Source organism: Plantibacter sp. Leaf1, assembly GCF_001421315.1.
In the GTDB taxonomy this organism is placed as follows: Bacteria; Actinomycetota; Actinomycetes; order Actinomycetales; family Microbacteriaceae; genus Plantibacter.
Map to the genome: position 1 here is coordinate 1,692,892 of NZ_LMJX01000002.1, position 25,096 is coordinate 1,717,987.

General features: G+C 70.7%; 27 protein-coding genes. 17 read left to right on the forward strand and 10 right to left on the reverse strand.

Features of this window, described 5'->3' with window-relative positions; all coding sequences use genetic code 11:
- The first annotated feature begins 22 nt into the window (after positions 1-22).
- The 6 genes from ASE44_RS10190 to ASE44_RS10215 all read left to right on the forward strand — a co-directional run bounded on the left by ASE44_RS10190 (position 23) and on the right by ASE44_RS10215 (position 6,246).
- Positions 23-1,543 (forward strand): fumarylacetoacetate hydrolase family protein, encoded by a 1,521-nt coding sequence (locus ASE44_RS10190; RefSeq protein ID WP_056779443.1) that lies wholly within the window; start codon positions 23-25, stop codon positions 1,541-1,543.
- Positions 1,540-2,259 (forward strand): GntR family transcriptional regulator, encoded by a 720-nt coding sequence (locus ASE44_RS10195; RefSeq protein ID WP_056779447.1) that lies wholly within the window; start codon positions 1,540-1,542, stop codon positions 2,257-2,259. Before ASE44_RS10190 ends, ASE44_RS10195 begins: the two co-directional genes overlap by 4 nt.
- Entirely contained in the window at positions 2,256-3,770 is a 1,515-nt protein-coding gene (hpaE, locus tag ASE44_RS10200) for a 5-carboxymethyl-2-hydroxymuconate semialdehyde dehydrogenase (RefSeq protein WP_056779450.1), read from the forward strand. Before ASE44_RS10195 ends, hpaE begins: the two co-directional genes overlap by 4 nt.
- 52 nt (positions 3,771-3,822) lie before the next feature.
- Positions 3,823-4,962, forward strand: coding sequence for a 3,4-dihydroxyphenylacetate 2,3-dioxygenase (gene hpaD / locus ASE44_RS10205; protein ID WP_056779453.1), 1,140 nt, complete (start codon positions 3,823-3,825; stop codon positions 4,960-4,962).
- A gap of 94 nt (positions 4,963-5,056) precedes the next feature.
- Complete coding sequence (locus ASE44_RS10210) at positions 5,057-5,659, forward strand: GNAT family N-acetyltransferase (protein WP_056779457.1); 603 nt, start codon at positions 5,057-5,059, stop codon at positions 5,657-5,659.
- Positions 5,656-6,246 carry a DUF6578 domain-containing protein gene (locus ASE44_RS10215; protein ID WP_157579859.1) on the forward strand — a complete coding sequence of 197 codons (591 nt, stop codon included), beginning with the start codon at positions 5,656-5,658 and terminating at the stop codon, positions 6,244-6,246. Before ASE44_RS10210 ends, ASE44_RS10215 begins: the two co-directional genes overlap by 4 nt.
- A 7-nt stretch (positions 6,247-6,253) precedes the next feature.
- Here the strand turns inward: ASE44_RS10215 and ASE44_RS10220 are convergent, their stop codons facing one another.
- Positions 6,254-6,832 (reverse strand): TetR/AcrR family transcriptional regulator, encoded by a 579-nt coding sequence (locus ASE44_RS10220; RefSeq protein ID WP_056779465.1) that lies wholly within the window; start codon positions 6,830-6,832, stop codon positions 6,254-6,256.
- Between the two features lie 45 nt (positions 6,833-6,877).
- Here ASE44_RS10220 and ASE44_RS10225 point away from each other — a divergent pair, with 45 nt between their 5' ends.
- Both ASE44_RS10225 and ASE44_RS10230 read left to right on the forward strand, forming a co-directional pair.
- Positions 6,878-8,074 (forward strand): DUF418 domain-containing protein, encoded by a 1,197-nt coding sequence (locus ASE44_RS10225; RefSeq protein ID WP_056779466.1) that lies wholly within the window; start codon positions 6,878-6,880, stop codon positions 8,072-8,074.
- Between the two features lie 4 nt (positions 8,075-8,078).
- Positions 8,079-9,476, forward strand: coding sequence for an epoxide hydrolase N-terminal domain-containing protein (locus ASE44_RS10230; protein WP_157579861.1), 1,398 nt, complete (start codon positions 8,079-8,081; stop codon positions 9,474-9,476).
- A gap of 126 nt (positions 9,477-9,602) precedes the next feature.
- Here the strand turns inward: ASE44_RS10230 and ASE44_RS10235 are convergent, their stop codons facing one another.
- Positions 9,603-10,586 (reverse strand): alpha/beta fold hydrolase, encoded by a 984-nt coding sequence (locus tag ASE44_RS10235; RefSeq protein WP_056009199.1) that lies wholly within the window; start codon positions 10,584-10,586, stop codon positions 9,603-9,605.
- 128 nt (positions 10,587-10,714) lie between these two features.
- Here ASE44_RS10235 and ASE44_RS10240 point away from each other — a divergent pair, with 128 nt between their 5' ends.
- Both ASE44_RS10240 and ASE44_RS10245 read left to right on the forward strand, forming a co-directional pair.
- Positions 10,715-11,944 carry an FAD-dependent monooxygenase gene (locus tag ASE44_RS10240; RefSeq protein WP_056779468.1) on the forward strand — a complete coding sequence of 410 codons (1,230 nt, stop codon included), beginning with the start codon at positions 10,715-10,717 and terminating at the stop codon, positions 11,942-11,944.
- Positions 11,941-12,705, forward strand: a complete 765-nt coding sequence (locus ASE44_RS10245; RefSeq protein ID WP_082455947.1) for a YqjF family protein — start codon at positions 11,941-11,943, stop codon at positions 12,703-12,705. Before ASE44_RS10240 ends, ASE44_RS10245 begins: the two co-directional genes overlap by 4 nt.
- 6 nt (positions 12,706-12,711) lie before the next feature.
- Here ASE44_RS10245 and ASE44_RS10250 read toward each other — a convergent pair whose 3' ends face one another.
- The gene (locus ASE44_RS10250; protein WP_056779471.1) at positions 12,712-13,197 is read right to left on the reverse strand and encodes an SRPBCC family protein; all 486 of its coding nucleotides are present in this window, start codon (positions 13,195-13,197) and stop codon (positions 12,712-12,714) included.
- A gap of 57 nt (positions 13,198-13,254) precedes the next feature.
- Here ASE44_RS10250 and ASE44_RS10255 point away from each other — a divergent pair, with 57 nt between their 5' ends.
- Both ASE44_RS10255 and ASE44_RS10260 read left to right on the forward strand, forming a co-directional pair.
- Positions 13,255-13,800, forward strand: a complete 546-nt coding sequence (locus ASE44_RS10255) for a TetR/AcrR family transcriptional regulator (protein WP_056779472.1) — start codon at positions 13,255-13,257, stop codon at positions 13,798-13,800.
- Positions 13,801-13,881: 81 nt separating this feature from the next.
- Positions 13,882-14,934, forward strand: a complete 1,053-nt coding sequence (locus ASE44_RS10260) for a medium chain dehydrogenase/reductase family protein (protein ID WP_056779475.1) — start codon at positions 13,882-13,884, stop codon at positions 14,932-14,934.
- Here ASE44_RS10260 and ASE44_RS10265 read toward each other — a convergent pair.
- Both ASE44_RS10265 and ASE44_RS10270 read right to left on the reverse strand, forming a co-directional pair.
- The gene (locus ASE44_RS10265) at positions 14,906-15,622 is read right to left on the reverse strand and encodes a Pr6Pr family membrane protein (RefSeq protein ID WP_056779477.1); all 717 of its coding nucleotides are present in this window, start codon (positions 15,620-15,622) and stop codon (positions 14,906-14,908) included. The genes ASE44_RS10260 and ASE44_RS10265 overlap by 29 nt on opposite strands.
- A 56-nt stretch (positions 15,623-15,678) precedes the next feature.
- Complete coding sequence (locus tag ASE44_RS10270) at positions 15,679-16,152, reverse strand: DUF2000 domain-containing protein (RefSeq protein ID WP_056779479.1); 474 nt, start codon at positions 16,150-16,152, stop codon at positions 15,679-15,681.
- Between the two features lie 106 nt (positions 16,153-16,258).
- Here ASE44_RS10270 and ASE44_RS10275 point away from each other — a divergent pair, with 106 nt between their 5' ends.
- Positions 16,259-16,723, forward strand: a complete 465-nt coding sequence (locus tag ASE44_RS10275; protein WP_056779482.1) for an Lrp/AsnC family transcriptional regulator — start codon at positions 16,259-16,261, stop codon at positions 16,721-16,723.
- Between the two features lie 19 nt (positions 16,724-16,742).
- Here the strand turns inward: ASE44_RS10275 and ASE44_RS10280 are convergent, their stop codons facing one another.
- The gene (locus tag ASE44_RS10280) at positions 16,743-17,375 is read right to left on the reverse strand and encodes an alpha/beta hydrolase (protein ID WP_056779485.1); all 633 of its coding nucleotides are present in this window, start codon (positions 17,373-17,375) and stop codon (positions 16,743-16,745) included.
- The gene (locus ASE44_RS10285) at positions 17,372-18,286 is read right to left on the reverse strand and encodes a VOC family protein (RefSeq protein ID WP_056781064.1); all 915 of its coding nucleotides are present in this window, start codon (positions 18,284-18,286) and stop codon (positions 17,372-17,374) included. The genes ASE44_RS10280 and ASE44_RS10285 overlap by 4 nt, the downstream gene beginning before the upstream one ends.
- 165 nt (positions 18,287-18,451) lie before the next feature.
- Here ASE44_RS10285 and ASE44_RS10290 point away from each other — a divergent pair, with 165 nt between their 5' ends.
- From ASE44_RS10290 to ASE44_RS10300, 3 genes are read left to right on the forward strand one after another with little or no spacing between them, the layout of a single operon-like run.
- Positions 18,452-18,907: a phage holin family protein gene (locus tag ASE44_RS10290; RefSeq protein ID WP_082455948.1), complete on the forward strand. Its 456-nt coding sequence runs from the start codon at positions 18,452-18,454 to the stop codon at positions 18,905-18,907.
- Positions 18,904-19,146: a DUF3618 domain-containing protein gene (locus tag ASE44_RS10295; protein ID WP_056779488.1), complete on the forward strand. Its 243-nt coding sequence runs from the start codon at positions 18,904-18,906 to the stop codon at positions 19,144-19,146. Before ASE44_RS10290 ends, ASE44_RS10295 begins: the two co-directional genes overlap by 4 nt.
- Complete coding sequence (locus ASE44_RS10300; RefSeq protein WP_056009220.1) at positions 19,139-20,218, forward strand: YihY/virulence factor BrkB family protein; 1,080 nt, start codon at positions 19,139-19,141, stop codon at positions 20,216-20,218. Before ASE44_RS10295 ends, ASE44_RS10300 begins: the two co-directional genes overlap by 8 nt.
- A gap of 82 nt (positions 20,219-20,300) precedes the next feature.
- Here ASE44_RS10300 and ASE44_RS10305 read toward each other — a convergent pair whose 3' ends face one another.
- From ASE44_RS10305 to ASE44_RS10315, 3 genes are all read right to left on the reverse strand, one after another.
- Positions 20,301-21,197: an SDR family oxidoreductase gene (locus tag ASE44_RS10305; RefSeq protein WP_056009222.1), complete on the reverse strand. Its 897-nt coding sequence runs from the start codon at positions 21,195-21,197 to the stop codon at positions 20,301-20,303.
- A 49-nt stretch (positions 21,198-21,246) separates the two neighbouring features.
- Positions 21,247-22,155, reverse strand: a complete 909-nt coding sequence (locus tag ASE44_RS10310; RefSeq protein WP_056779491.1) for an SMP-30/gluconolactonase/LRE family protein — start codon at positions 22,153-22,155, stop codon at positions 21,247-21,249.
- Between the two features lie 95 nt (positions 22,156-22,250).
- A complete protein-coding gene (locus tag ASE44_RS10315) occupies positions 22,251-24,035 on the reverse strand; it encodes a glycoside hydrolase family 15 protein (RefSeq protein ID WP_056779494.1) in 1,785 nt (594 codons plus the stop codon).
- A 187-nt stretch (positions 24,036-24,222) separates the two neighbouring features.
- On the opposite strand from ASE44_RS10315, the gene ASE44_RS10320 reads away from it, so the two are divergent.
- The gene (locus ASE44_RS10320; protein ID WP_056779497.1) at positions 24,223-25,062 is read left to right on the forward strand and encodes an SDR family oxidoreductase; all 840 of its coding nucleotides are present in this window, start codon (positions 24,223-24,225) and stop codon (positions 25,060-25,062) included.
- The last annotated feature ends 34 nt before the right edge of the window (positions 25,063-25,096 follow it).

The window sequence follows — 25,096 nt, forward strand, 5'->3', positions numbered from 1 at the left end:
TATACCAAGCTGAGGACGGACGATGACGAACCAGGATGACGACGGCGACCTTTGGGCTGCTGCGGGCGGCAAGATCATCGCCGTACACCTCAACTACCCCTCGCGTGCCGCACAACGTGGACGCACCCCCGAGCACCCCTCGTACTTCCTCAAGCCCTGGTCCTCCGTCGCCCGCAGTGGCGACACCATCGAGCGGCCGACCGGCGCGGAACTCCTCGCCTTCGAGGGTGAGATCGCGATCATCATCGGCACCGCAGCCCGGCGCGTCACGGTCGAGGACGCCTGGCAGCACGTGTCCGGCGTGACCGCCGCGAACGACTTCGGCGTCTACGACCTGCGCACCGCCGACAAGGGCTCGAACCTCCGATCCAAGGGTGGCGACGGCTACACGCCCCTCGGCCCGACCATCATCCCCGCCGACCGCATCGACCCCGCTGGCCTCCGCGTCCGCACCTGGGTCGACGGCGAGCTCGTCCAGGAGGACACGAGCGACACCCTCCTCTTCCCGTTCGCCCAGCTCATCGCCGACCTCTCACAGCTGACGACGCTCGAGCCCGGCGACGTGATCCTCACGGGCACGCCGGCCGGTTCCTCCGTCGTCGTCCCGGGCGACGTCGTCGAGGTCGAGGTCGACGCCCCCACCGCCTCCGGCACCCCGTCGAGCGGCCGACTCGTGACCACCGTCGTCGACGGCACCGTGCCCTTCGGCGACGTCGGCTCGAAGCCCGCCGTCGACGACCGGCAACGCGTCGAGGCCTGGGGCGATGCCGAGCTGGCGGGTGTGCCCTCCGACACGCTCGGGGACCAGGGAACGCTCACAGACCAGGGGGCCACCGCCCGGGTGGTGGAACCGCTCGATCCCGCGGTCGCCGAGCAGCTCGCGGCGGTCTCAACCGCGACGCTCAGCGCCAAGCTCCGAGCACGGGGCTACACCGAGGTCTTCGTGGAGGGCGTGCACGCCTCGCGTCTCGGAACGCGCATGGTCGGCGTCGCCCGCACCCTCCGCTTCGTCGCCCACCGGCCCGACCTCTTCGCCGAACGCGGCAACGGCTTCAACGCGCAGAAGCGCCTCTTCGACACGGTCGAGTCGGGCGAGGTCATCGTCATCGAGGCGCGCGGCGAGCGCGGCACCGGCACCGTCGGCGACGTCCTCGCCCTGCGTGCCCAGCAGCGCGGTGCGGCCGGGGTGGTCACCGACGGCGGGATCCGCGACGCCGAACAGGTGGCCGGCTTCGCGCTCCCGACCTTCTCGCAGGGACCGCATCCCTCCGTCCTCGGGCGCCGGCATGTGCCGTGGGAGATCGACGTCGCCGTCACCTGCGGCGGCGCGACCGTCCTGCCCGGCGACGTGATCGTCGGCGACGGCGACGGGGTCATCGCGATCCCCCGGGCGCTCGCCGCCGAGGTCGCCGCCGAGGCGGTGACGCAGGAGGCCGAGGACGCCTGGATCGCCCAGCAGGTGCTCCAGGGTGCCGCGGTCGACGGCCTGTTCCCGCTGAACGCCGAGTGGCGGGCACGATACGAGAGCGAGCAGGGCCGATGACCGCCGAGCGACCCACTCTGAGCAAGTCCGAGCGGGCCTACCGCTTCATCCGCGAGGGCATCGACGCGGGTCGCTTCGTCCCCGGCTACCGCCTGGTGCTCGGGCAGATCGCCGGCGAGCTCGACGTCAGCGTCGTCCCCGTGCGCGAGGCGATCCGCCGGCTCGAGGCGGAGGGGCTCGTCACCTTCGAACGGAACGTCGGCGCGCAGGTCGCGCTGCTGCAGGAGACCGAGTACCTCTTCACCATGCAGACACTCGCGCTCGTCGAGGGCGCCGCGACGTCGATGAGCGCCGCGTACCTCACCGAGAACCACCTCGCTCGCGCCCACGAGATCAACGAGCGGATGCGCCGCACCCTCGACGACTTCGACCCGCACGCCTTCACGGCGCTCAACCTGGAGTTCCACGCCGTGCTCTTCGAGGAGTGCCCGAACCCGCACGTGCTCGACCTCGTGCACCGCGGCTGGAGCCGTCTCAACGCGCTCCGCGATTCGACGTTCAGCTTCGTGCCGGGCCGTGCTCGGGAGTCGGTCGCCGAGCACGACGGCATCCTCGAGCTCATCACCGCGGGAGCACAACCGCTCGAGATCGAGATCGCCGCACGCGACCACCGCACGGCGACCCTCGACGCGATGCTGGCCTACCAGGCCGACCACAAGCCGCCGAGCGCGGCTCCGTTGTCGCCATCCACCACCCACCGGAGGAACCACTCATGACCCAGCACGTTCCGGCAGCGCTGCCCGACCGTATCCGGCACTTCATCGACGGCGAGTTCGTCGACTCGGTCGACGGCGACACCTTCGACGTCCTCGACCCGGTGTCGAACGAGACCTACGTCCAGGCCGCCGCGGGGAAGCAGGCCGACATCGACCTCGCCGTCGCCGCCGCCAAGCGCGCCTTCGACGAGGGGCCGTGGCCGAAGCTCCTCCCCCGCGAGCGCAGCCGGATCCTGCATCGGGTCGCCGACGCCGTCGAAGCCCAGGACGCTCGTCTCGCAGAACTCGAGAGCTTCGACACCGGCCTGCCGATCACCCAGGCGCTCGGCCAGGCGAAGCGGGCCGCCGAGAACTTCCGGTTCTTCGCGGACCTGATCGTCGCCCAGCACGACGACACCTACAAGGTGCCCGGTCGCCAGGTGAACTACGTGAACCGCAAACCGATCGGCGTCGCCGGGCTCATCACCCCGTGGAACACCCCGTTCATGCTCGAGAGCTGGAAGCTCGCCCCCGCGCTCGCGACGGGCAACACGGTCGTGCTGAAGCCCGCCGAGTTCACCCCGCTGTCGGCGAGCCTCTGGGCGGACATCTTCCGCGGTGCGGGGGTTCCGGACGGCGTGTTCAACCTCGTGAACGGCCTCGGCGAGGACGCCGGCGACGCCCTCGTCAAGCACCCGGACGTGCCGCTCATCTCCTTCACGGGCGAGAGCAGCACCGGTCAGCTCATCTTCGCGAACGCCGCGCCCTTCCTGAAGGGGCTGTCGATGGAGCTCGGCGGCAAGTCGCCGGCGGTCGTGTTCGCCGACGCCGACCTCGACGACGCGATCGACGCGACCGTGTTCGGCGTCTTCTCCCTGAACGGCGAGCGCTGCACCGCAGGAAGCCGCATCCTCGTGGAGCGCAGCGTGTACGGCGACTTCGTCGAGCGCTACGCGGAGCGGGCCCGCAACATCGTCGTCGGTCACCCGAACGACCCGGCCACCGAGGTCGGTGCCCTGGTGCACCCGGAGCACTACGAGAAGGTCATGGGCTACGTCGAGATCGGCAAGGGCGAGGCCCGCCTCGTCGCCGGTGGCGGGCGGCCGGAGGGCTTCCCGACCGGCAACTACGTCGCACCGACCGTGTTCGCCGACGTCGCCCCCACCGCACGGATCTTCCAGGAGGAGATCTTCGGTCCGGTCGTCGCGATCACCCCGTTCGACTCCGACGAGGAGGCGCTCGCGCTCGCGAACGACACGAAGTACGGCTTGGCGGCCTACATCTGGACGAACGATCTCAAGCGCGCACACACCTTCTCGCAGAACGTGCAGGCCGGGATGGTGTGGCTGAACTCGAACAACGTCCGCGACCTCCGGACCCCGTTCGGCGGCGTGAAGGCGTCGGGGCTGGGTCACGAGGGCGGCTACCGCTCCATCGACTTCTACACCGACCAGCAGGCGGTCCACATCACGCTCAACCAGGCGCACTCCCCGCGCTTCGGCACGGGCGGGCCGCTGCAGCCCGCTCACTGACGCGCCACCCGCGACACCCCTCTCCCATCAGACATCACGCAAGGACGCATTCATGTCGAACCCCATCACCCCTGCCGGCCCCGAGCCCGTCGTGACCGACACCGACCCGATCCCCACGCCCGGGAACCGGATCCCGACGCCCACCGCCACGCCGCCGGACATCCTGCGGTGCGCGTACATGGAGATCGTGGTGACGGACCTCGCGGCGAGCCGGAAGTTCTACGTCGAGGTCCTCGACCTCGTGGTGACAGAGGAGGACGAGCAGACGGTCTACCTGCGGAGCTTCGAGGAGTTCATCCACCACAACCTCGTGCTGCGGCAGGGGCCGGTGGCGGCCGTCGCGGCGTTCAGCTACCGGGTGCGGAGTCCTGAGGACCTCGATCGCGCGGTCGCGTTCTACACCGAGCTCGGCTGCCGCGTGGAGCGCCGTGCGGAGGGGTACGTGAAGGGCATCGGCGACTCGGTGCGGGTCGAGGATCCGCTCGGGTTCCCCATCGAGTTCTTCTACGACGTCGAGCACGTCGAGCGTCTGGCATGGCGGTACGACCTGTACACGCCGGGGGCGCTCGTGCGGCTCGACCACTTCAACCAGGTGACACCGGACGTGCCGCGCGCGGTCGCCCACATGGAGGACCTCGGCTTCCGAGTGACGGAGGACATCCAGGACGAGGCCGGCACCACGTATGCGGCGTGGATGCGGCGGAAGCCGACCGTGCACGACACCGCGATGACGGGTGGCGACGGTCCGCGCATGCACCACGTGGCGTTCGCGACGCACGAGAAGCACAACATCATCGCGATCTGCGACAAGCTCGGTGCGCTGCGGATGTCGGACGTCATCGAGCGCGGGCCGGGGCGTCACGGGGTGTCGAACGCGTTCTACCTGTACATCCGCGACCCCGACGGCCACCGCATCGAGATCTACACGCAGGACTACTACACGGGCGACCCGGACAACCCGGTGGTCACGTGGGACGTGCACGACAACCAGCGTCGCGACTGGTGGGGCAACGCGGTCGTGCCGAGCTGGTACACGGACGCCTCGCTCGTGCTCGACCTCGACGGTGAGCCGAAGCCGGTCCTCTCCCGCACCGACGACTCGGAGCTCGAGGTCACGATCGGCGCCGACGGCTTCTCCTACACGCGGAAGGGCGACGAGGCGCAGGGCTTCAAGCTCGGCAACACCCTCTAGGGCGCGTTTCGTTCGCCCATCTTTGGGCGAGCGAACGCCGCGTCGCCCAAAGATGGGCGAATGAACGGGGACTTCGCCTCCCTATGCTGGCCTGATGACGAACCCGGTCGCCTTGGAGAGTTTCTCCGGATCCGCACCCGATGCGGTGTGGGACGACGTCACCGCGCTGTTCGTGGAGGCGTTCACCGCCGAGCCCTACCTGGAGGACGCACTCGACCTCGGGACCATCCGGCAGTGGGGTCCCGAGCACCTCGGGCACCGGGGTGGGCGGCTCGTCACCGCATCCACCGATGGTCGCCTCGTGGGGTTCGCGCTCGCACACGGCCTCGACGCCGACCCGGCTTGGCTCGGCATCCTCGCGCAGCTCGCCGAGGGAAGCGACGCGGCGAGCGCAGCGCTCGCCCGGCCGGACGACGCGGTCGTCGTCCACGAGCTCGCGGTCACGGCATCCGAACGCGGACGCGGCATCGGGCGGCAGTGCCTCGCCGCGCTGCTGCAGGATCGCACGGAGTCGCAGACCTTCATCGGAGTCTACGACCGGGCGACCGCGGTCGCCGCGATGTACCGCCACTGGGGACTGGACGAGATCGGTCGGGTACCGATGCCGGGTGACGCGATCGCGCTGCGGGTCCTCACCGCGCCCACCGCGGAGCTGGCGTCGTCGCTCAGCGTCCCGGACCCGGAGGTGGGCGGATGAACCGGCGCACGCTGTGGCTCAGCTGCTGGGAGTGGGGCTGCTGTGGCGGGCCACTGGAACCGGGCCAGCGGGTGACCCTCTCGGTCTGGCCCGTGGACGACGGGCAGCGGAGCTGGCTGACGGAAGCGGTCGGGGCGGATCTCACGGCCCAGATCGACGGCGTCGAGATGCATCACGAGGAGCACCCCGCCCCGGAACGCCTCACCGGCACTCTGGCAACCCTGTCGACGGTGTCGATGCCCTCGCGTCTCGTCCACAACGAACGCCCTCCGCTGCCACTCGGAGCCCTGCCTGCGGCGAGGCGCCTCATCGGGCCTCCGGGCAGCGCCGTGTACATCGGCGTACCGCACTCCCCGTTCGTGACGCACCACGAAACCGTGCCAGGGCCGCCCATCGTGCAGGAGACGCCGAGGATCCCACCCCGGCACGGGGCCGAGAGCGCCGACGCCCGGTCGGCTGCACGGGCAGCGGAACACGCGGCCGCGGAGGCGGAAGCCGAAGCGCATGAAGCGCGCGGGACCGTCCCACCACCCGGTGAGGTCGAGCCACGACTCGTCGGCTATCTCGTCGAGCTCGACGTCGACTGAACCGCGTTCATCCCGCGTGCCCGACGCACCCCAGGGTCGTTTCGATCAGGCGCTCGGCCCGCGCCGGCGTCATCCGGTCGGACTGCTCAGCGGCACGCGCCACGGCGATGCCGTCGAGGACGGCCAGGAGGAGTGCCGCGTCATCGGCGGTGAGGTCTACGTCGGGGAAGGCGGCGACCAGGAGGCGGAGCAGCACATCCTCGGTCCGCGCCCAGTCCTCGGCGTGGATCGCCCGGATGTCGGTGTCCGTGCTGGCCCGCGCTGCGAACGCCACCCAGACGATCCCGTCGGTGAGGTCCGAGCCCTCGATGCAGGCGATCTCGCGGCAGAAGACGCGGAGCCGCTCCTCGTCCGAGGTGAGCGCCTCGAGACGCTTGGCGACCCGGGCCCGGAACCGCTCGTTCACCTCGGTCATCGCCGCGACGAGCAGGCGGTCCTTCGTCGCGAAGTGATGCTGGACGGCGCCGACGGAGACGCCCGCCTCGCCCGCGACGGTGCGGATCGTCAGCGCGTCGGCACCCTGCGTCGCCATGATCCTGAGCAGGGCGTCGACGATCCGCACCCGACTGCCGTTCTCGTCCGCCATCGCCTCCGCTTTCACCTCGCCCTCTCGACAGGGTACGGTCTTCCCATGACCAATACGAGCGTATTGCCCGCGGCCGTGCGGCCGTCCCCGCGGATCGCCGCCCTCGACGTCGTCCGCGGACTCGCGATCCTCGGCACGCTCGGCACGAACATCTGGGTCTTCTCGCACCCCTGGGGGCTACTCGGCATGCTCGCCGCCCCGGTCACACCGGAGACCGGCCCCGCTGCCGGGGTGACCCAGCTCGCATTGATGGCGCTCACCCAGGGCAAGTTCCTCGCCCTGCTGACCCTCATGTTCGGCGTCGGCCTCGTCATCCAGCACGACGCCGCCCGACGCCGCGGACGCCGTTGGCCCGGCCGCTACCTCTGGCGTGCCACCCTGCTGCTCATCGACGGCGCGGTGAACTACGTCCTCATCGCGGAGTTCGACGTCCTCATGGGCTACGCGGTCACCGGCGCGATCGTCGCCTGGCTCCTGCTCACGAGACCGAGGACGCAGCGGGTGATGATCGTCGTCTTCGGCGCGCTGCACGTCCTCCTCATCACCGCGATCGTCGCGTTCGTCGCCACGACACCGTCGGCGTCAGGCGACCTCGATCTCCCCGCCGGGCCGAGCCCGTACGCTAGCGACTCCTTCCTCGGGCTGGCGGCCTTCCGCCTCGACAACCTCGCGGTGTTCCGAGCGGAACCGGTCCTCATCGGGTTCCTCACCCTGGCCATGTTCCTCGCCGGCGCGCACCTCTTCCGCGCCGGCGTCTTCGGTGAGCCCGGCGGTCCGCTCCGACGCCGACTCATGATCATCGGCGCCTGCGCCCTGCCGGTCGACCTCGCGCTCGGCATCGCCGGAGGCACCGCGGGGCTCCTCGCCGAGCGCTATCTGGCCGCACCACTCGTCGCTCTCGGTGTCCTCGGGGCGACCGTTGAGCTGTGTCGCCGCTTCGGCACGGACGGATGGCTCGCGCGACGCCTCCGGGAACTGGGCAAGGTCGCGCTGAGCGCCTATCTCCTGCAGAACCTCCTCGGCGGCGCGATCTTCTACGGCTGGGGCTTCGGCCTCGCCGAACTCACGGCCGAATGGCGCGTCCCGGTCACGGTCGCCGCCTTCGTCGTGGTCGCCGCCCTCGTGACCGGCTTCGCCCATCTCTGGCTCCGCCGCTTCACCCTCGGCCCCGTCGAATGGCTCTGGAAGCGCGGTGCGGAACTCGGAACGCAGGGCTCCGAGGACCGACCCTCGCTACGGTGAGACCATGACCACCGTGCACCTGACCGGCCAGTTGATCTGCGCGACACCGACCGAGGCGGCGACCGTCGAAACGCATCTCGCGCAGCACCTCACGCTCACCCGCGCCGAACCGGGGTGCGTGTCGTTCGAGGTCACCCGGTCGGACGACCCGCTCGTCTGGGACGTCGCCGAGGTCTTCGACGGCGACGAGGCGTTCGAAGCCCACCAGGCCCGCGTCGCGTCGAGCGAGTGGGGCCAAGCGACCGCCGGCATCGAGCGCCGCTACCAGGTGACACGGTCGCCAGCGGGCCAGGCCGTCATGGACGTCGGTACCGACGCGCTCGCCGACCTCCGCCGCCGACTCCGCGACACCCGCTGGCCCGAACGGTGGCCGACGGACGCTTGGGAGGCCGGCACCGACCAGGACGAGCTGCGGCGGCTCGTCACCTACTGGGCGGACGGCTTCGACTGGACAGCGCAGCAGTCGGCGATCAACGCCCTGCCGTGGCACCGGGCCGAGATCGACGGTGCGGACATCGGCTACCTCCGGTTCGACGCCGAGACTCCGGGTGGGATCCCCATCGTCCTCACGAACGGGTGGCCGAGCACCGCGCTCGAACTCGTCGAACTCGCCAGGCGCCTCGCGGCTCCGTCCCATTTCGGCGGCGACCCGGCGAGCGCCGTCACCGTCATCGTCCCCGCACTGCCTGGGCTGCCGTTCTCGCCGCAGCGGCCGACCTTCGGCCAGCAGACCCACGAGCTGTGGCACACCCTGATGCACGATCACCTCGGGTTCAGCCGGTATGCCGCGCACGGCGGGGACCTCGGCGCGGGGATCACCTCGAGGCTCGGGCAGGCCCACCCCGAGGCGGTCGCGGGTATCCACCTCCTCGCGGTCGCCGCGCCACGCGAGGTCGACGCCGAGACGCTCACCGCGGAGGAGCGGGCACATGTCGCCCGGGTGGAGGTCTGGGACGCCGAGGAGGGCGCGTACGAACACCAGCACCACACGCGTCCGCTCACCCTCGCTCCCGCACTGTCCGACTCCCCCGTCGGCCTGCTCTCGTGGATCCTCGAGAAGCACCGGGCCTGGAGCGACTGCGATGGTGACGTCTCTACACGGTTCAGCGACGACTACCTCGCGACGCTCGCCTCCGTCTACTGGTTCACGAACGCGATCGGCACCTCCCTCCGCCCGTACTACGAGTCCGCGACCGGGATCACGACGCGCGTCGACCGGGTGGACGTGCCGACCGCGGTCGCGCTCTTCCCGCACGATCTGGCGAGCCCGCCGCGCAGCTGGGCCGAGCGGAGCTACGACGTGCGTCGGTACACGGTCATGCCCCGCGGCGGCCACTTCGCGCCCCACGAAGAGCCCGAGCTCCTCGCGGACGACATCCGGGCATTCCTGGCGACGCTGTAGCGGACACACGCGCGACCAGCGCTGTCACCGGCAGGCTGCCCCGACCACCGGCCTCATGGAGCGATCCTCGCTAGACGCGCCTGAACCGGGCCGGAGCACCCCGATCCGTCACACCGCGGAGACCGCTCAGTCGTGGTCGATGGAGGAGACCGCGTCGGCCACCTGGGACTTGCCTTCGGCGACGCGGTCGTCGTCGTCCGTGACGATGCCGATGGTCTCCACGATCCGCCCCTGCACGGCCTCGAGGACCGCCTTCGGCTGCGGCGCCTCGGGCTCGCGGTCGTCGCTCCGCTCCTCGTCCTCCGGGTAGACCTGGAGCCGGTCGTCGTCGCCGTCCGCCACCGTGCGTCGGGCGTGGTCGACGCAGAGTTTGGCGACCTCCTCGGCGTGCGCGTACATGACGGAGTGCGCCGCGCCCGGGATCTCCCAGAGCCGCGAGGAGGGGAGCAGCTCGCCGACCCGCTCCACCCATTCGCGTGGAGCGACCGCGTCGTACTCGCCGCGGATCACGAGCGTGTGCGCCTCGACCTTCGGCAGCGCCTCCTCGATGGGATAGCTGAGCATCTCCGGGAGGACCCGCGAGAACCACTTGAACCCGCAGAAGACGTAGGCGCTGATGGCGAGCACCTTGACGGTGAGCGGCTCGTGCCAACTCGACTGCAGGAAGCGCACCGCCTGGGTGAGCACGCGACGCTGACCGGGGACGACCACCGGACCGATGAGGATGAGCGTCGACAACTCGGGACGACGCGAGACGAGGTCGCTGACCACCTGGCTGCCCATCGAGTGACCGACGATGATCGGGTCCTTCAGGTCGAGCTCGTCGATGACCCGGCCGACGAGGTCGGCGTACTCGCGGATCGTGAGCGTCGACGTCGGGTGCGGGACGCCGCCGAACCCGGGCAGGTCGAGGGCGTGCACGGGGCCGAACTCGTTGAGGTGCGGAGCGAGCCGCTCGAAGTAGGTCGAGGAGACGCCGATACCGGGGATGAGGATGAAGGAGCGGTCGCCGCTGGAGCCCACGGAGTTGACGCGGACGTAGACGTCGCCGTCGTACACGCGATCGACCCGCACACTCCGCTTGCGACGCTTGCGCTCGATCCTCGACATGCCCCAAGCGTACAAGTGGCGGGCACCCGGATGACGAGAGCTGTCAACCGTGCGCGATCCGGCCAGGCGGGCGCGAAGATGGGAGTGACCGGAGCGGCCATCCCTCGCTCCTCGAGAGGTGCACCATCATGACCGTCCCCCGCGTCCTCATCTCCGGAGCCAGCATCGCCGGCCCCTCCCTCGCCTTCTGGCTGAACCGCTACGGCTGGGACACCACCGTCGTCGAGCGGGCACCGGCGTTCCGCGACGGCGGCCAGAACATCGACGTGCGCGGGGCGGCCCGCGAGGTCCTGCGACGGGCCGGCCTCGAGGACGCCGCGAAGGAGGCGACGACCGGCGAACGCGGCACCCGGTTCGTGGGCGACGCCGGCGAGACGATCGCCGAGTTCCCGGTGTCCGAGTCCTCGGAGACCGACGGCGCGACCGCCGAGGTCGAGATCCTCCGCGGCGACCTGGCACGCATCTTCGTCGACGCGACCGAGGGCGCGACCACCTACCGGTACGGCGACCACATCACCGGACTCGACGACGACGGCGAGCGCGTGCGCGTGTCGTTCGCGCACGGTGACGACGAGGAGTTCGACCTCGTCGTCGCGGCGGACGGCATCCGGTCGTCGACGCGCGAGCTGGCGTTCCCGGGTGAAGCGGTCATCAGGTCCCTGGGGCTCGAGATGACGTACCTCACCATCCCCCGCGACGCCGCGGACGTCCCCTGGTGGCAGTGGTACTCGGGGGTCGGCGGCCGCAGTGTCACCCTGCGTCCGGACCGCCACGGCACCACCAGGGCCGTCCTCACGGAGGTCACCTCCGACCGCGGCGACGGGGTCGTGCCGGCACGCCGCGACCTCGAGGCGCAGCGACGGCACCTGCGGAGCCGGTTCGCCGGGCTCCCGTGGCAGGCGAACCGGGTCCTCGACGCCCTGGACCACGCCGACGACGTCTATTACGAGTCCATCGGCCAGGTCCGGACGCCGCGCTGGGCGTCCGGCCGGGTCGCGCTGCTCGGTGACGCCGCCTGGTGCGCGTCGCCGGTGAGCGGCATGGGGACGAGCCTGTCGATCGTGGGCGCCTACGTCCTCGCGGGCGAGCTGGCCGCGCACGTGCACCACCGGGACGCGTTCCGCGGGTACGAGCGGATCATGCGTCCGTACGTCGAACAGGCGCAGACCCTCCCCCCGGGCACGCCGCAGCTCGCCAACCCGACCTCCAAGGCCGGCGTCGCCACCTTCCGCACGGCGCTGCGGGTGGCCGGGTCGAAGCCGGCGAAGTTCGTCGGCGCACAGCTCTTCTCGCCGCCGGCCGACACGATCGACCTCCCGGAGTACGAGCACCTCGAACCCCTCCGGGACCGCGCGTGACCGACGCACCGGAAACCCGTCTCGCCGCCATCTCCCCCACGGCGACGGCGCTCGCAGGTCCCGTCGTGGCTGCCCAGGAGTGGCGACACCTCGCCTTCGTGCACTGGCGGGTCCCGGCGAGCGCCGTCGCGCCGCTCCTGCCGCCGGGCGTCGTCCCCGACGTCTTCGACGGCTCCACCTGGGTCGGGCTGATCGCGTTCGAACTGGGTGACGCCCGCATCGGACCCCTGCCGCCGTCGCCGATCGGCGGGTCGTTCACCGAGGTGAACGTGCGGCTCTACGGGGTCGACGCCGAGGGGCGCCGCGGCGTCGTGTTCCGTTCGCTCGAGGCGTCGAGCCTGCCCGCGGTCCTCGCGGCCCGGGCGATGTTTGGCCTGCCCTACGAGTGGGCGCGGACCGCGCAGCGCCCGACGACGGACGGCTGGGAGTACGCGTCCCGCCGGATCACGGCGTCACCGACGAAGCGCGGTCCCGGGTTCCGGCTCGGCGTCGACGTGGACGGCACCACGACCGTCGACGACGAGCTGTCGCGGTTCCTCACGGCGCGCTGGGGTCTGTTCCAGAGCCGCTTCGGGCGGACGCAGTGGTTGCCGAACGAGCACGAGCCGTGGGTACTCCACCCGGCGCGGGTGACCACGCTGCGCGACGAGCTGACGGCGGCGGCGGGTCTCCCCGGCGTCGTAGAGCGGGAGCCCGACTCCGTCCTGTTCAGTCCGGGCGTGAACGCCCGCTTCGGGATCGGGTCGTTCCTGCGCCCCTGAGCCCGGTCAGTCGGCGGCGGTGACCGCGGCGACGACCACCGGGTCCTCGCAGCCGCGCGCGAACCCGCGGATCCGGCGGTCGATGTCGCGTTGGAGGACGAACGCGCCGATGCGTTCGGCGATGGGCGCCAACCACCGCGGCTGGCAGGTGAAGTTGTACCGCCATACGGCGAGCGTGCTCCCCTCATCGCCCTCGACCGCGCTGAAGCGCCACCCGCCGGCGAGCCGCTCGAAGAACCACGAGCCCTTCGTCATCTTCATGCCGACGTTGGTGGGTGGGTGGTAGGACACGTATTCGCTGATCATGCGGAACCCGAAGCGCTGCACGGTGAAGGTGCGCACGCCCTTCGCCGCGGCCGTCGCGCCGTCGAGGAAGTGCTGGCGCCGGATGAACGGGTCCCAGCGCATCCGGATCGCGCCGGTGGTCTGGGAGATCGCGAAGGCGACGTCGGGGGTGACGGGCACGGTGCAGCGGGATTCGACGACGGGCATGCCCCATCCTGACACGGGTGCTTGACATCCATCGCTTGTTTGTGTTCAATCAGTCACATGAGCCGATCGACCGCAGAGGACCAGCGCGTGCGCACCATCGCGAGCGCCGTCGAGGTCTTCGCGGTCGCCGGCTACCGGGCCACCCCCGTCACAGACGTGGCCAAGGCGGCCAAGATCTCCCCCGCCTACGTCTTCCGGCTGTTCGACGGCAAGCTCGGGCTCTTCGTGGCCGCCGTGGAGCACTGCTACGAGCAGGTGGCGGCCGCCATGTCCGGTGCCGTCGCCGAGCACCCCGAGTGGAGTCCCACGGACAAGCTCGACGCGATGACCCAGGCCTACATCGAACTCATCCGCGACCGCAGCCTCATCGCCCTCCAGGTGCACGCCCAGAGCGCGTGCGACGTCCCGGAGATCCAGGAGGCCGTCCGCGCCGGCCTCGCCCTCGTCGTCCGCGTGATGTCCCGCGACTCGGGGGCGGACGCGGTCTCCGTGCAGCGCAGCCTCGCCTACGGCCAGCTCTGTCACCTCGTGGTCCAGGCGGGGCTCGGCGACGTCGACGCCGACTGGGCGCGCGTCGTGGACCACGGCATCCGACACGACTGACCCGTGACGACCGCCGGTCGTCATTGTTCCGCACCCGTCGAAGTGACTGTCCAGTCACACACAACAGGAAAGCAGCCCATCATGAACACGACACCGGCCCCCGCCGCCGAGCTCGTCACCACACAGGTCGTGCTCCCCGGCCTCGTCGAACCGTCCGGCCTCGTCGTCACGACGGGCACCGTCCCGTCGCCCCGCCCCGGACAGCTGCTCGTCGAGATGGAGGCGACCGGCATCTCCTTCGCGGAGCAGTCCATGCGGAAGGGCCGCTACCTCGGCCAGCCGGCCTTCCCCTTCGTCCCCGGATACGACCTCGTCGGACGCGTGCTGGCCATCGGCGACGGCGGCGACCGGAGCCTGCTCGGCAAGCGCGTCGCCACCCTGACGAAGACGGGCGCGTGGGCCACCCACGCCCTCGTCGCCGCCCGCGACAGCGTCCTCGTCCCCGACGGCGTCAGCTCGGAGGATGCCGAGACCGTCGTCGTGAACGGCGTCACCGCCTGGCAGATGCTGCACCGCACGGCACGCGTGCGGCCGGGCCAGACGATCCTCCTCTTCGGCGCGAACGGCGGCGTCGGCGGCATCCTCATCCAGCTGGCACGACTCCACGGCGTCCGGGTCATCGGAGCCGCCTCACCGCGACACCACGACGCCCTGCGCGCCGCTGGCGTCATCCCCGTCGACTACGCGGACCCGGCGCTCGCCGAGCGCGTGCGCGAGCTGGCTCCCGACGGGGTCGACGCGGTGTTCGACAACGTCGGCGGGGAGACCACCCGCACGGCGTTCAGGCTGCTCGCGCGAGGCGGCTCGCTCGTGACCTACTCGATCATCTCCGTGGTGGGCGGTTCCGGCGCCCTCATGACCCCGTTCCTCAAGGCCATCGGGCAGGCCGTGCTGTGGTCAGCCCTCCCGAACGGCCGCAGCGCGACGTTCTACGACCTGTGGGCGGGCCACCGACTCCGCCCGGCCCGCTTCCGCCGTCACCTCGAAGCGGACCTCGGCCACGTGTTCCGACTCCTCGAGCACGGCGAGCTCACGGCCAACATCGCAGCCCGGTTCCCGCTCGTCGACATCGTCCCCGCGATGGAACTCGCCGAGTCCCGGACGCTCAACGGGAAGGTCGTGCTGCACCCCTGAGCATCGCCGGCAGCACGCGGTCGACGAGCTTGAGGAGCACGGCGAACACGATCGCGACGACGAGCACCAGTAGCGCGTTCCGCACGGCCCCCGGCAGACCGAGCTCGGTCACATCGAGGAAGGGGTACGGGTACCAGCCCGTGATCCCACCGCGGACGAAGGTGAACACCACCCAGGTGAGCGGCCAGATGAACGCCCAGGCGACCGTGCCCCAGGTGAACCGCGGACGTGGGCCGAACACGAGCCACGCGCCGAGCGTCAGCCACGGCGACAGGTAGTGGAACCCGATCGTGATGACGAGCGCCCAGCCGGTGAGGTTCACCTGCGGCGCGAGCACCACGGCGTAGACGATGCCGGTGATGACGATGCTGAGCAGGGCGTCGAGGCGCGCGACCCGCCACAGCCGTCCGTCGCGGAGCGGATCGATGGCGAGGAGGACGGACACCGTGAGCACGATGAGGTTGCTGAGGATCGTGAAGGCGCTGAAGATCCGGGCGAAGCGGGTCGCCAGGCCGACGGACATGTCCACCCCGCCCGAGCGTGCGTCGGCTCCGCCGGTGATGACGAGGACGATCTGGATGACGAGCGAGATCGCGATGATGACGGCGATCAGCAGGTACACCACACGACTCGTGGCGAGGGCCGCGGCGGACGGCGCGCGCTCGGCGGGCTGGACAGGGGAACGCACCCGACAACCCTAACCAGCGCCTGGCACCCGTTCCTCCGTAGCGACCGGGCTTGCGCTCAGGCGAGCAACGGCAACCTGCCCACGATGCGGTCCACCCGGTTGCGGGGACCGACGAGTGCGACCGCCAGCGGGGCGAGGGCCTCGGACGGCGTCTCGGCGACCGTCTCCCGGTACTCGTCGTACACCCGCGTGAGCTGTGCCGCCTCCGGCATGTCGACGACGAGCACTCCATCGGAGCCCGTCGCCTTGCTCCGGATCGCCGTCAGCTGCTCGACCGACGCGGCGAGCACACTGCATCCCGCCCAGGGCAGGCCGACATGGGTCGAGCCGTCGGCGTCCACGGCGTCGGGACCGAGCAGGCCACTCACCCCGGCACCGACGGCTGCGGCGACGCAGGCGACGGCGTTCACGGCACGGCCCGCGGGAACGCCCTCCCGGACGACGACGACCCATTTCAGGCGCGCGGACCGCGTGGGTGCGGCCGTGTCGATCTCCTCCGGCGTGAAGCCGACGCGTTGCTCTTCCGTCATGTCTCTCCCTGATGTCGTGCGTGGAACGGGCAACAGGCTATGACGATCGACGCGGGCCTGGGTTCCAGGCCGTACGTCGTACGGTGATGCTGCGAGAATCGACCACATGGACGAACTTGATACGGCGATCCTGCGCGAACTGCAACGCGATGCACGACGCACCAACCGCGACATCGCGGCGGCGGTCGGCGTCTCCCCCACCACGGCACTCGACCGGACCCGCGGGCTCTTCCGCCGTGGCGTCATCCGCGGTGCACGACTCGACGTCGACCTGCCGTCCATCGGTCGCTCGGTCCAGGCGCTCATCGCGATCCGGATCCGTCCGCCGTCGCGCGTCAACATCGACGCGTTCCGGAGCTGGGCGATCACCCTCCCCGAGACCATCGGCGTGTTCGTCGTGTCCGGCAACGAGGACTTCCTGCTCCAGGTCGCCGTGGCCGACAACGACGCGCTCTACGCGTTCGTGATCGACAAGCTCACAGAGCGCGAGGAGGTGGCCGACGTCCGCACGAGCGTCGTGTACGAACACGTCCGGCCCCAGGTGGTGTCGCCCGCGGAGAAGGCGGACTGAGCGAGTGCTCCGCCGTGCGCTAGCGCGCGTGCTCCTCGATGAAGGCCCGCACGTCGGTGATCTCGGCCTGGTCGATACCGTGCGCGAGACCGGGATAGGTCCGTTCGGTGAGCGTGGTGTGCAGCGGCAGCCAGGCCGCGGTGCGCGCGACGGCCGGCGCGGCGATGACCCGGTCCTCGAGACCACGTCCCCAGAACACCGCGGGCTTCGTGGCGGCGAGCACCTCGTCGCCTGGCTGCGGGGCGCTCAGCACGAACCCGGCGAGGATCACCGGAGCCACGACCCGCTCAGGCCGCGTGCGGAGCAGCTGCGAGGCCATGAAGCCGCCCTGCGAGAAGCCGATGGGCACGATGCGCGCCTCGGCCGGCACGTGCTCGTCGATCCAGCCCCAGACCTCGTCCGTCGCGCGGGCGATCGGCTCCGGGTCCGGGTTGCCGGGCGTCGTGATCTCGAACCACGCGGCACCGCCGTGGCCCATGTCGAGCGGTGCGCGCAGCGACGCCCACGGCATCCCGAGCGCGAGCGGCTCGACGAGCCCCGTCAGATCGTGTTCATGGGAGCCGTAGCCGTGGAGGAGCACGGCGACGGTCGGCGCGGTCGGCGCGGTGTCCGCCCAATCGGCGGATCGGACGTCGCGCAGGGTCGTGGTCATCGGGACAGCAGCTCCTCGGTCGAGAGGTCGGGCAGGGCGACGGTGACGCGCGTGCCCCACGGGTCGGACACGCTCACGGACCGGCCGTCCGCGTCGAACGGGATGGCGTGTGAACGCAGTCGTGCGGTCAGCGTATCGAGGTTCGCGAGGTCGGGGACGGTGATGGCGACATCCCCGAGGCCGAGCGCGGCCGCCCGCGGACCGGCACCCTGGCTGTTCCACACGTTCATCGCGATGTGGTGGTGGTACCCGCCGGCGGAGGCGAAGACCGCTCCGGGGTACTCGGTCTGCGTCGTCTCGAAGCCGAGGGCGTCGACGTAGAACGCCCGGGCCGTCGCGAGGTCGCCCACCTGCAGGTGCACGTGGCCGACGGCGCCGGCGCGGGAGGGACCGGCATCGAGGGCGTCCTCGGTGAGGTGCCGCTGCAGGTAGGCGTTGGGATCGAGGTACGTCGTGGTCATGGCGATCTGGTCACCGGACCGCACCCAGGTGCTGCGCGGGCGGTCCGTGTACAGCTCGACGCCGTTGCCCTCGGGGTCGGTGAAGTAGAACGCCTCGCTCACGAAGTGGTCGCTGGATCCGACGAACTGGCCACGGGGGTCCTGCGCGGCGCGGTACACCGTCGCCGAGAGGCTCGCCTCGTCCTCGAAGAGGAACGCGGTGTGGAAGAGACCGGCCTGACGGCGGTCAACGGCCGGGAGGTCCGGTGTGTGCACGAGACGCACGAGCGGGGTGTCGCCGCGCCCGAGGACCCGGTGCACCTCGCGGGCCCGGCTCCGCTCCTCCAGCGGCTCCATCGCGAAGGCGTTGGCGTAGTACCCGGACATGAGGTCCAGATCACCGACGCGCAGCGTGACCGCACCCATCGTCGTCTCCGGGGCGAGCAGTCGCTCGTCGAGCACAGTGGACATGCGATCTCCGTTCGGTGGTGCGGCGATGCGCACGGGTCGATATTACTTGTAGGTATAACCATTTGGAGGCGGCGATATTCCGAATCGCCGGACACGCCTGTCAAGCCCTTGCCTCGCGCGCGCGAGGGGTGTGGGCTGGAGGACCACAACGAGAAGAGTGCTGACATGACCGATGCCAGAAGCGCGGCGGACCGCAGACGGAGTCGCCGCGGACTTCCCCCGATGAAGACCCTCCTCACCGATCTCCGCGAGGACGTCGTCCGCCTCGTCACCGGCGAGATCGCCCTCTTCAAGGCCGAGATGACGAAGAAGGCGAAGGACCTCGGGATCGGGGCCGGCCTGCTCGTCGCAGCACTCGTGCTCGTCCTCTTCGGATTCGGGACCCTGATCGCTGCGGCCGTCCTCGGCCTCGCGACCGTCCTCCCGGCGTGGTTGGCCGCGCTGATCGTCGGCGTCGTCCTGATCCTCGTCGCCGTCATCCTCGCCCTCGTGGGCGTCAAGAAGCTCAAGGCCGGCGCCAAGCCCGTCCCGGAGCGCAGCGTCGAAGCCCTCACCGGCGACCACGTCGCCGACCAGCCGCACCACGACTCGAAGCACGACCGCAAGGAGGCCGCAGCATGAGCGACCAGGACCTCACCCGCCCCACCCCGCCCGAGGGCGCCGGCCTGAACAGCCTCCAGCTCGAGGTCGAGGAGACGCGGGAGCACCTCGCGCAGACGCTCGACCTCCTGTTCCGCAAGTTCGACGTCCGGACCGCGGTCGCCTACCACCTCCGGACCACGGCGATCGTCGTCGCCTCGGTGGCCGTCGTCGGCGCCGGTGTGCTGCTGTGGCGCTCGAACCGGGGGCACCGTGTCTGAGAGCACCAAGCAGGGCCGCGAGCGCAGTGACGCGAGCCAGCCGGACGACCCGGAGAACCGGAACGCGGACGACGGCGAGGAGACGATGCTGCCGCAGCGCGTCCCGGTCCCGAAGGGCTACGTGCTGAAGCGCACGCTGCACTCCTTCCTCTCCAACCAGTGCACCGACCTGGCCGCAGGGCTCACCTACTTCGCGATCCTGTCGCTCTTCCCGGCGGTCCTCGCGCTCGTCTCGATCCTCGGCCTGTTCGGGCAGAGCCGCAGCGGCACCGACGCCCTCCTCGAGATCGTCGGCAACCTCGCGCCGGGCGACAGCCTCGGCTTCCTCACGGACGCGGTGAACCAGTTCGTCGAGTCGCCCGCCATCGGCTTCGCCCTGATCGCCGGTATCGCCGGTGCCATCTGGTCGGCCTCCGGCTACGTCGGCGGGTTCGGGCGCGCGCTCAACCGCATGTACGGCGTGGAGGAGGGCCGCACCATCTGGACCCTGCGGCCCACGCAGCTCATCGTGACCCTCGTGGTCCTGCTCGTCGTCTCGGTGATCGCGATCGCGCTCATCGTCTCCGGCCCGGTCGCCCAGGCCATCGGGCAGGCGGTCGGCCTCGGCGAGACGGGCCTCACCGTCTGGTCGATCGCGAAGTGGCCCGTCATGGCCGCGGCGCTCGTCTTCGTCCTCGCGGTGCTGTACTCGGCAACGCCGAACGTGAAGCCGGCCAAGTTCCGCTGGATCAGCATCGGGGCACTCGTCGCCCTCCTGATCCTGCTCGTCGCCTCGCTCGGCTTCGGGTTCTACATCGCGAACTTCAGCAACTACGACGCCACCTACGGTTCACTCGCCGGCATCGTGATCTTCCTGTTGTGGATCTGGATCGCGAACCTGGCGCTGCTGTTCGGCGCCCAGCTCGACATCGAGATCCAGCGCGGCCGTCAGCTCGCGGCGGGGGTCGCGGCGGAGACCGAGCTGCAGCTCCCCCTGCGGTCGGACGCCGCCATCAAGGCCGTGGCCGAGCGCGACGCCAAGGACGTGCTCGAAGGACGCAGGGTCCGCCGAGCGGCAGACCGCGCGGACTGAGCAGGACCTCCACGAGCAGCACGCCCCACACGACGAAGCGCACGGCCCCGAGGGACCGTGCGCTTCGTCGTGTCGCCGACGCTTACGGCGTGGGCATGCCGCCGTTGACGTTGAGCGTCTCACCGAGCACGTAGCTCGACTCCGCCGACGCCAGGAACACGTACGCGGGGGCGAGCTCGGCCGGCTGGCCCATGCGGCCGAGCGGGGTGTCCTCGCCGAACTCGGCGATCTTGTCCTGCGGCTGACCGTCGGACACCTGGAGCGGCGTCCAGATCGGCCCGGGTGCGACCGCGTTGACGCGGATACCCTTCGGCGCGAGCTGCTGGGCGAGCGCCTTCGTGAAGGCGTTGATGGTCGCCTTCGTCGACGCGTAGTCCACGAGGATGTCCGACGGCGAGTACGCCTGGATCGACGTGGTGTTGATGATCGACGAACCGGCCGGGAGGTGCGGCAGGGCGGCCTTGGTGATCCAGAACATCGCGTAGACGTTGGTCTTGAAGGTGTCGTCGAACTGCTCGTCCGTGAGGGTGGTGAGGTCCTCGTTGAACTTCTGCTTGCCGCCGTTGTTCACGACGATGTCGAGGCCACCGAGGCCTTCGACGGTCTTGGCGACGAGGTCGCGGCAGTAGGCGGGGTCGCGCAGGTCGCCCGGGAGGGTGAGCACGGTGGCGCCGGCCTCGCGGACGATGCCCGCGATGCGCTGCGCGTCCTCCTCCTCCTCGGGGAGGTAGGAGAGCGCCACGGAGGCACCCTCGCGGGCGTAGGCGATCGCGGTGGCGGCGCCGATGCCGGAGTCGCCACCGGTGATGAGCGCCTTGCGGCCGGTGAGCCGCCCGGTGCCCCGGTAGCTCTCCTCACCGAGGTCGGCCTTGGGGTCGAGCTCCGCGTCGAGCCCCGGCTCGGGCTGGTGCTGCTTCTCGGCGGAGATGTGGGCGTAGAGCTTCGCCGGGTCGGTGAAGGTGTACTGGTCGTCGGCCATGGTGATGGTCCTCTCGTTCAGTGTTCGGTCGGTGGGTGGTCTGGGTGGGTCAGGTCGGTGTGCCGGCGGGGGCGGCTGCCGAGCTTGATCGACGTCCGTAGGTGTTGACGGGTCGGCCGGTCGCCAGACCGTCGAACCGGAAGATGGCGCCGCTCAGCGGGGCGCGCTCGAGCTCGTCCTCGGAGAGGCCGTCGCGCGACGTGCCGACGAAGAGCGTCGAGAGCTCCGGCCCGCCGAAGGCGACGGAGGTGACGCCGGACACCGGGACCGTGAGGCGGTCCTCGACGGCGCCGTCCGGTCCCCATCGGAGGACGGTTCCGGCTCCGGAGACGCCGTTCCAGAACCGGCCCTCGGTGTCCAGGGCGAGCCCGTCGGAGTCGTAGTCGACGAGGAAGGCTTCGAGCGGTCCGAGACGTCCGTCCTCGCCGTAGGCGGCGCGGTAGACCGTCTTGACGGCGGTGTCGGTGAGGTAGACCGTCCGCCCGTCGTCGGACCATTCGAAGCCGTTGGCGACCCCGAAACCGCCGAGGAGCGAGCGGAGCCCGGTATCGTCGAGGAGGTACAGCGCCGCGTCAGGGTCGCCGGTGGTGGTGTTCATGGATCCGACGAGGAAGCGTCCGAACGGGTCGACCTTCGCCTCGTTGCTCCGCATGCCGGCGTGCGCGTGGTCGATCCGTGCGACGGTCTCGGCGATGAGCCCGTCCTCGTCGAGGGTGACGATGCGATCACCGAGTGCGGCGATGTACCCGCTGCCGACGCGCGGCTGCACCGCGCTGAGGGGCGGAGGCAGCTCGGTGACGCGGTCGTCGCTGCCGTCGACGGCTCCGTCGAGCGGGCCACGGTGGAGTGTTCCGGCAGCGATGTCGACCCACACGAGTTCGTCCGTGCGGGCGTCCCACCAGATGCTCTCGACGAGGATGGCGGGGGTGTCTCGGAAGACCTGCGGTTGAACATCCATCGCTGCAACGGTACGGATTCCGCGGGCTCCGACCCCGGGGCTTGCAATCCTGGAGCCGAGGGGTTACTCCCGTGCGCGACCGCGCCCGACGCTACTCAGTCCTCGGCGGTGAGCTCCTTGATCGTGAGGGCCGTGTTGATGAGCGCGAGGTGGCTGAGCGCCTGCGGCAGGTTGCCCCAGTGCGCGCCGTCGGCCGGGTCGATCATCTCGGCGAGGATGCCCACGTCGTTCGTCATGCCGACGAGTTCGTCCATGGCGGCGATCGCCTCGTCGTGGCGGCCGACACAGGCGAGGGCGGACGCCCGCCAGAACGCGCACGCGACGAAGGTGAACTCCTCCTGCTGCACGCCCGAGTAGCGGTACAGCAGCGCGCCGTCCCCCAGCTCGGCCGTGATGGCGTCGATCGTCGAGGACATGCGCTCGCCCTGGTCGAAGCCGCTCATCGCGTGGAGGAGCACCGAGGCGTCGAGGTCGTCGCTGCCCGGGTGCATGACGTAGGCCCCGCGCTCGTCCGACCAGCCGTGCTCGTCGATCCACTCGCGGATCCTCGTCTGCTCGGCCCGCCAACGATCGGCACTGCCCGCGACCTGACCGAGCTCCGCCAGGTGCACGGCGTCGCCGAGCGCCTGCCAGCAGCCCATCTTGGACGAGACGTAGTGCTCCTCGTCGGGCAGTTCCCACATGCCGGCGTCGCGGTTGCGCCACAGGTCGCAGGTGCGGTCGGCGACCTCGGCGAGCAGTCGTCCGGTCTCGACGTCGAGCACGTTGCCGGCGTCGACGTAGGTGCGGCAGATCGCGATGAGGTCCCCGTAGACGCCGAGCTGCAACTGCCCCTGGGCCGGGTTGCCGCTGACCACCGGGCCGATGCCGCGCCAGCCGGGGACGTCGTGCTCGACCACGCCGTCGGGCACCCCGCCCTCGAGGCCGTAGAAGATGTGGAGCTCCGGTCCGTTCTCGCGGATGGTCCTGAGCAGCCACGAGACTGCGGCGTGGGTCTCCTCGCGGAGGCCGAAGCGGACGAGCGCGTGCGCGGTGTACGCGAGGTCGCGCACCCAGGCGAACCGGTAGTCCCAGTTCTTCGCCCCGCGGGGGTTCTCCGGCAGGGACGTCGTCGCCGCGGCGGCGATCGCACCCGTCGGGCTGAAGATCAGCAGCTTGAGGGCGAGCGCGCTGCGCTGCACCTGTTCGGCCCACGGACCCTCGTAGGAGAACGCCCGCGACCACGCACGCCAGTTCTCGATCGTCCGGTCGATGCCGGCGTCGACGTTGGCCGGCACCGGGAGGTGGATGGGCTCACCGTGGGTGGCGACGACGATCAACAGGTGGCGGGAGTCCTCGCTCGTCGTGAACCCTCCGTCGAGTTCCGTGGCGCCGGATCCGGCCCCGTCGACCGGTGCTGCACCGTGCTCGTCCCCGACGACAGCGATCGTGGTGGCGCCGGAGCGGATGATCGGACCGCGGGTGCTGTCCTCGATCCACGGGGAGGCCGTGCCGAGCGCGGTCCCCGGTCGCACCCGCCACCGGAACTCGACGCTGCCGGAGATGCCGTCGATGCGACGCGCGAGCTCGGCCCACGGGAGGCGCCCCGCGATGCCGGTGACGAGGGCGTCGGTGATGGACGCCCGCCCGTGCTCGGTGGTGAAGGTCGTCCGCAGCACGTTGGTGTTGGCGACGTAGCGCCGCTTCACGGTGTATTCGCCGACGGGCTCGAGTTCGATGCACCCACCGGTGTCGTCGTCCACGAGCCTCGCGAACACGGGCATCGAACTGAGGTCGGGGATGGGCAACCAGTCGACCTGGCCTCGCATCCCGATGAGAGCGACGGTACGTCCGTCTCCGATCGGTGCGTACGAACGGAGGTCCTCGCCAGCTGCGGTCATGCACTTCACCCTACGAGCCGCGTCCCGGAATCGTCGGGGCTGGCGGGGCCCCCACGCGACTGCTAGCGCCGTCCGCCTCGCCCAGGTCGGGCGTCAACCCCTGGAGGCGGATCTCCCGGATCGGCTTGGGTGGAAGGACCGCACACCGCAGCATGCCGACATCCACAGCAGCACAGGGAGGAACACCATGAATCAGCCCGCTCAGCAGCAGCAGCCACCCGGGACCGAGGGAGCGCTCACGCCGCAGGCCGACCACGGCGAGACCAGCTATCAGGGCTCCGGCAAGCTCGAGGGCAAGGTCGCCATCATCACCGGCGGCGACAGCGGCATCGGCAAGGCCGTCGCCATCGCCTACGCGCGGGAGGGCGCCGACGTCGTCGTCAGCTACCTCGACGAGGACGAGGATGCGGCCGACACGGTCCGCTGGGTCGAGGAGGCCGGCCGGACCGCGCTCAGCATCGGTGGCGACCTGACGAGCCCCGAGCACTGCCGTGAGATCGTCCGCGCGACGGTCGAGCGCTTCGGCAAGGTCGACATCCTCGTGAGCAACGCCGCGTACCAGATGACCCGCGAGAGCCTCGCCGAGATCCCGGACGAGGAGTGGGACCACACGCTCGCCACGAACCTGAGCGCGTTCTTCCACCTGAGCAAGGCCGCCGTCCCTCACATGGCACCCGGCTCCGCGATCATCGCGTCCAGCTCCGTGCAGGCCGACTCGCCGTCGCCACAGCTCATGCCCTACGCCATGACGAAGGCGGGCCTCGCGAGCATGACCGCGTCGCTCGCGCAGATGCTCGGTGGGGACGGGATCCGGGTGAACGCCGTCGCCCCCGGCCCCATCTGGACGCCGCTCATCCCGTCCACGATGCCGCCGGAGACGGTCGAGTCGTTCGGGACGGACACACCCCTCGGACGCCCTGGACAGCCCGCGGAGGTCGCGCCGCCGTACGTGCTGCTCGCGTCGGACGAGGGCAGCTACATCTCGGGTGCCGTGATCGCGGTCACGGGCGGCAAGCCGATCCTCTGACCGGTCCCGGGCCGACGGGACGCCTCATGCACGG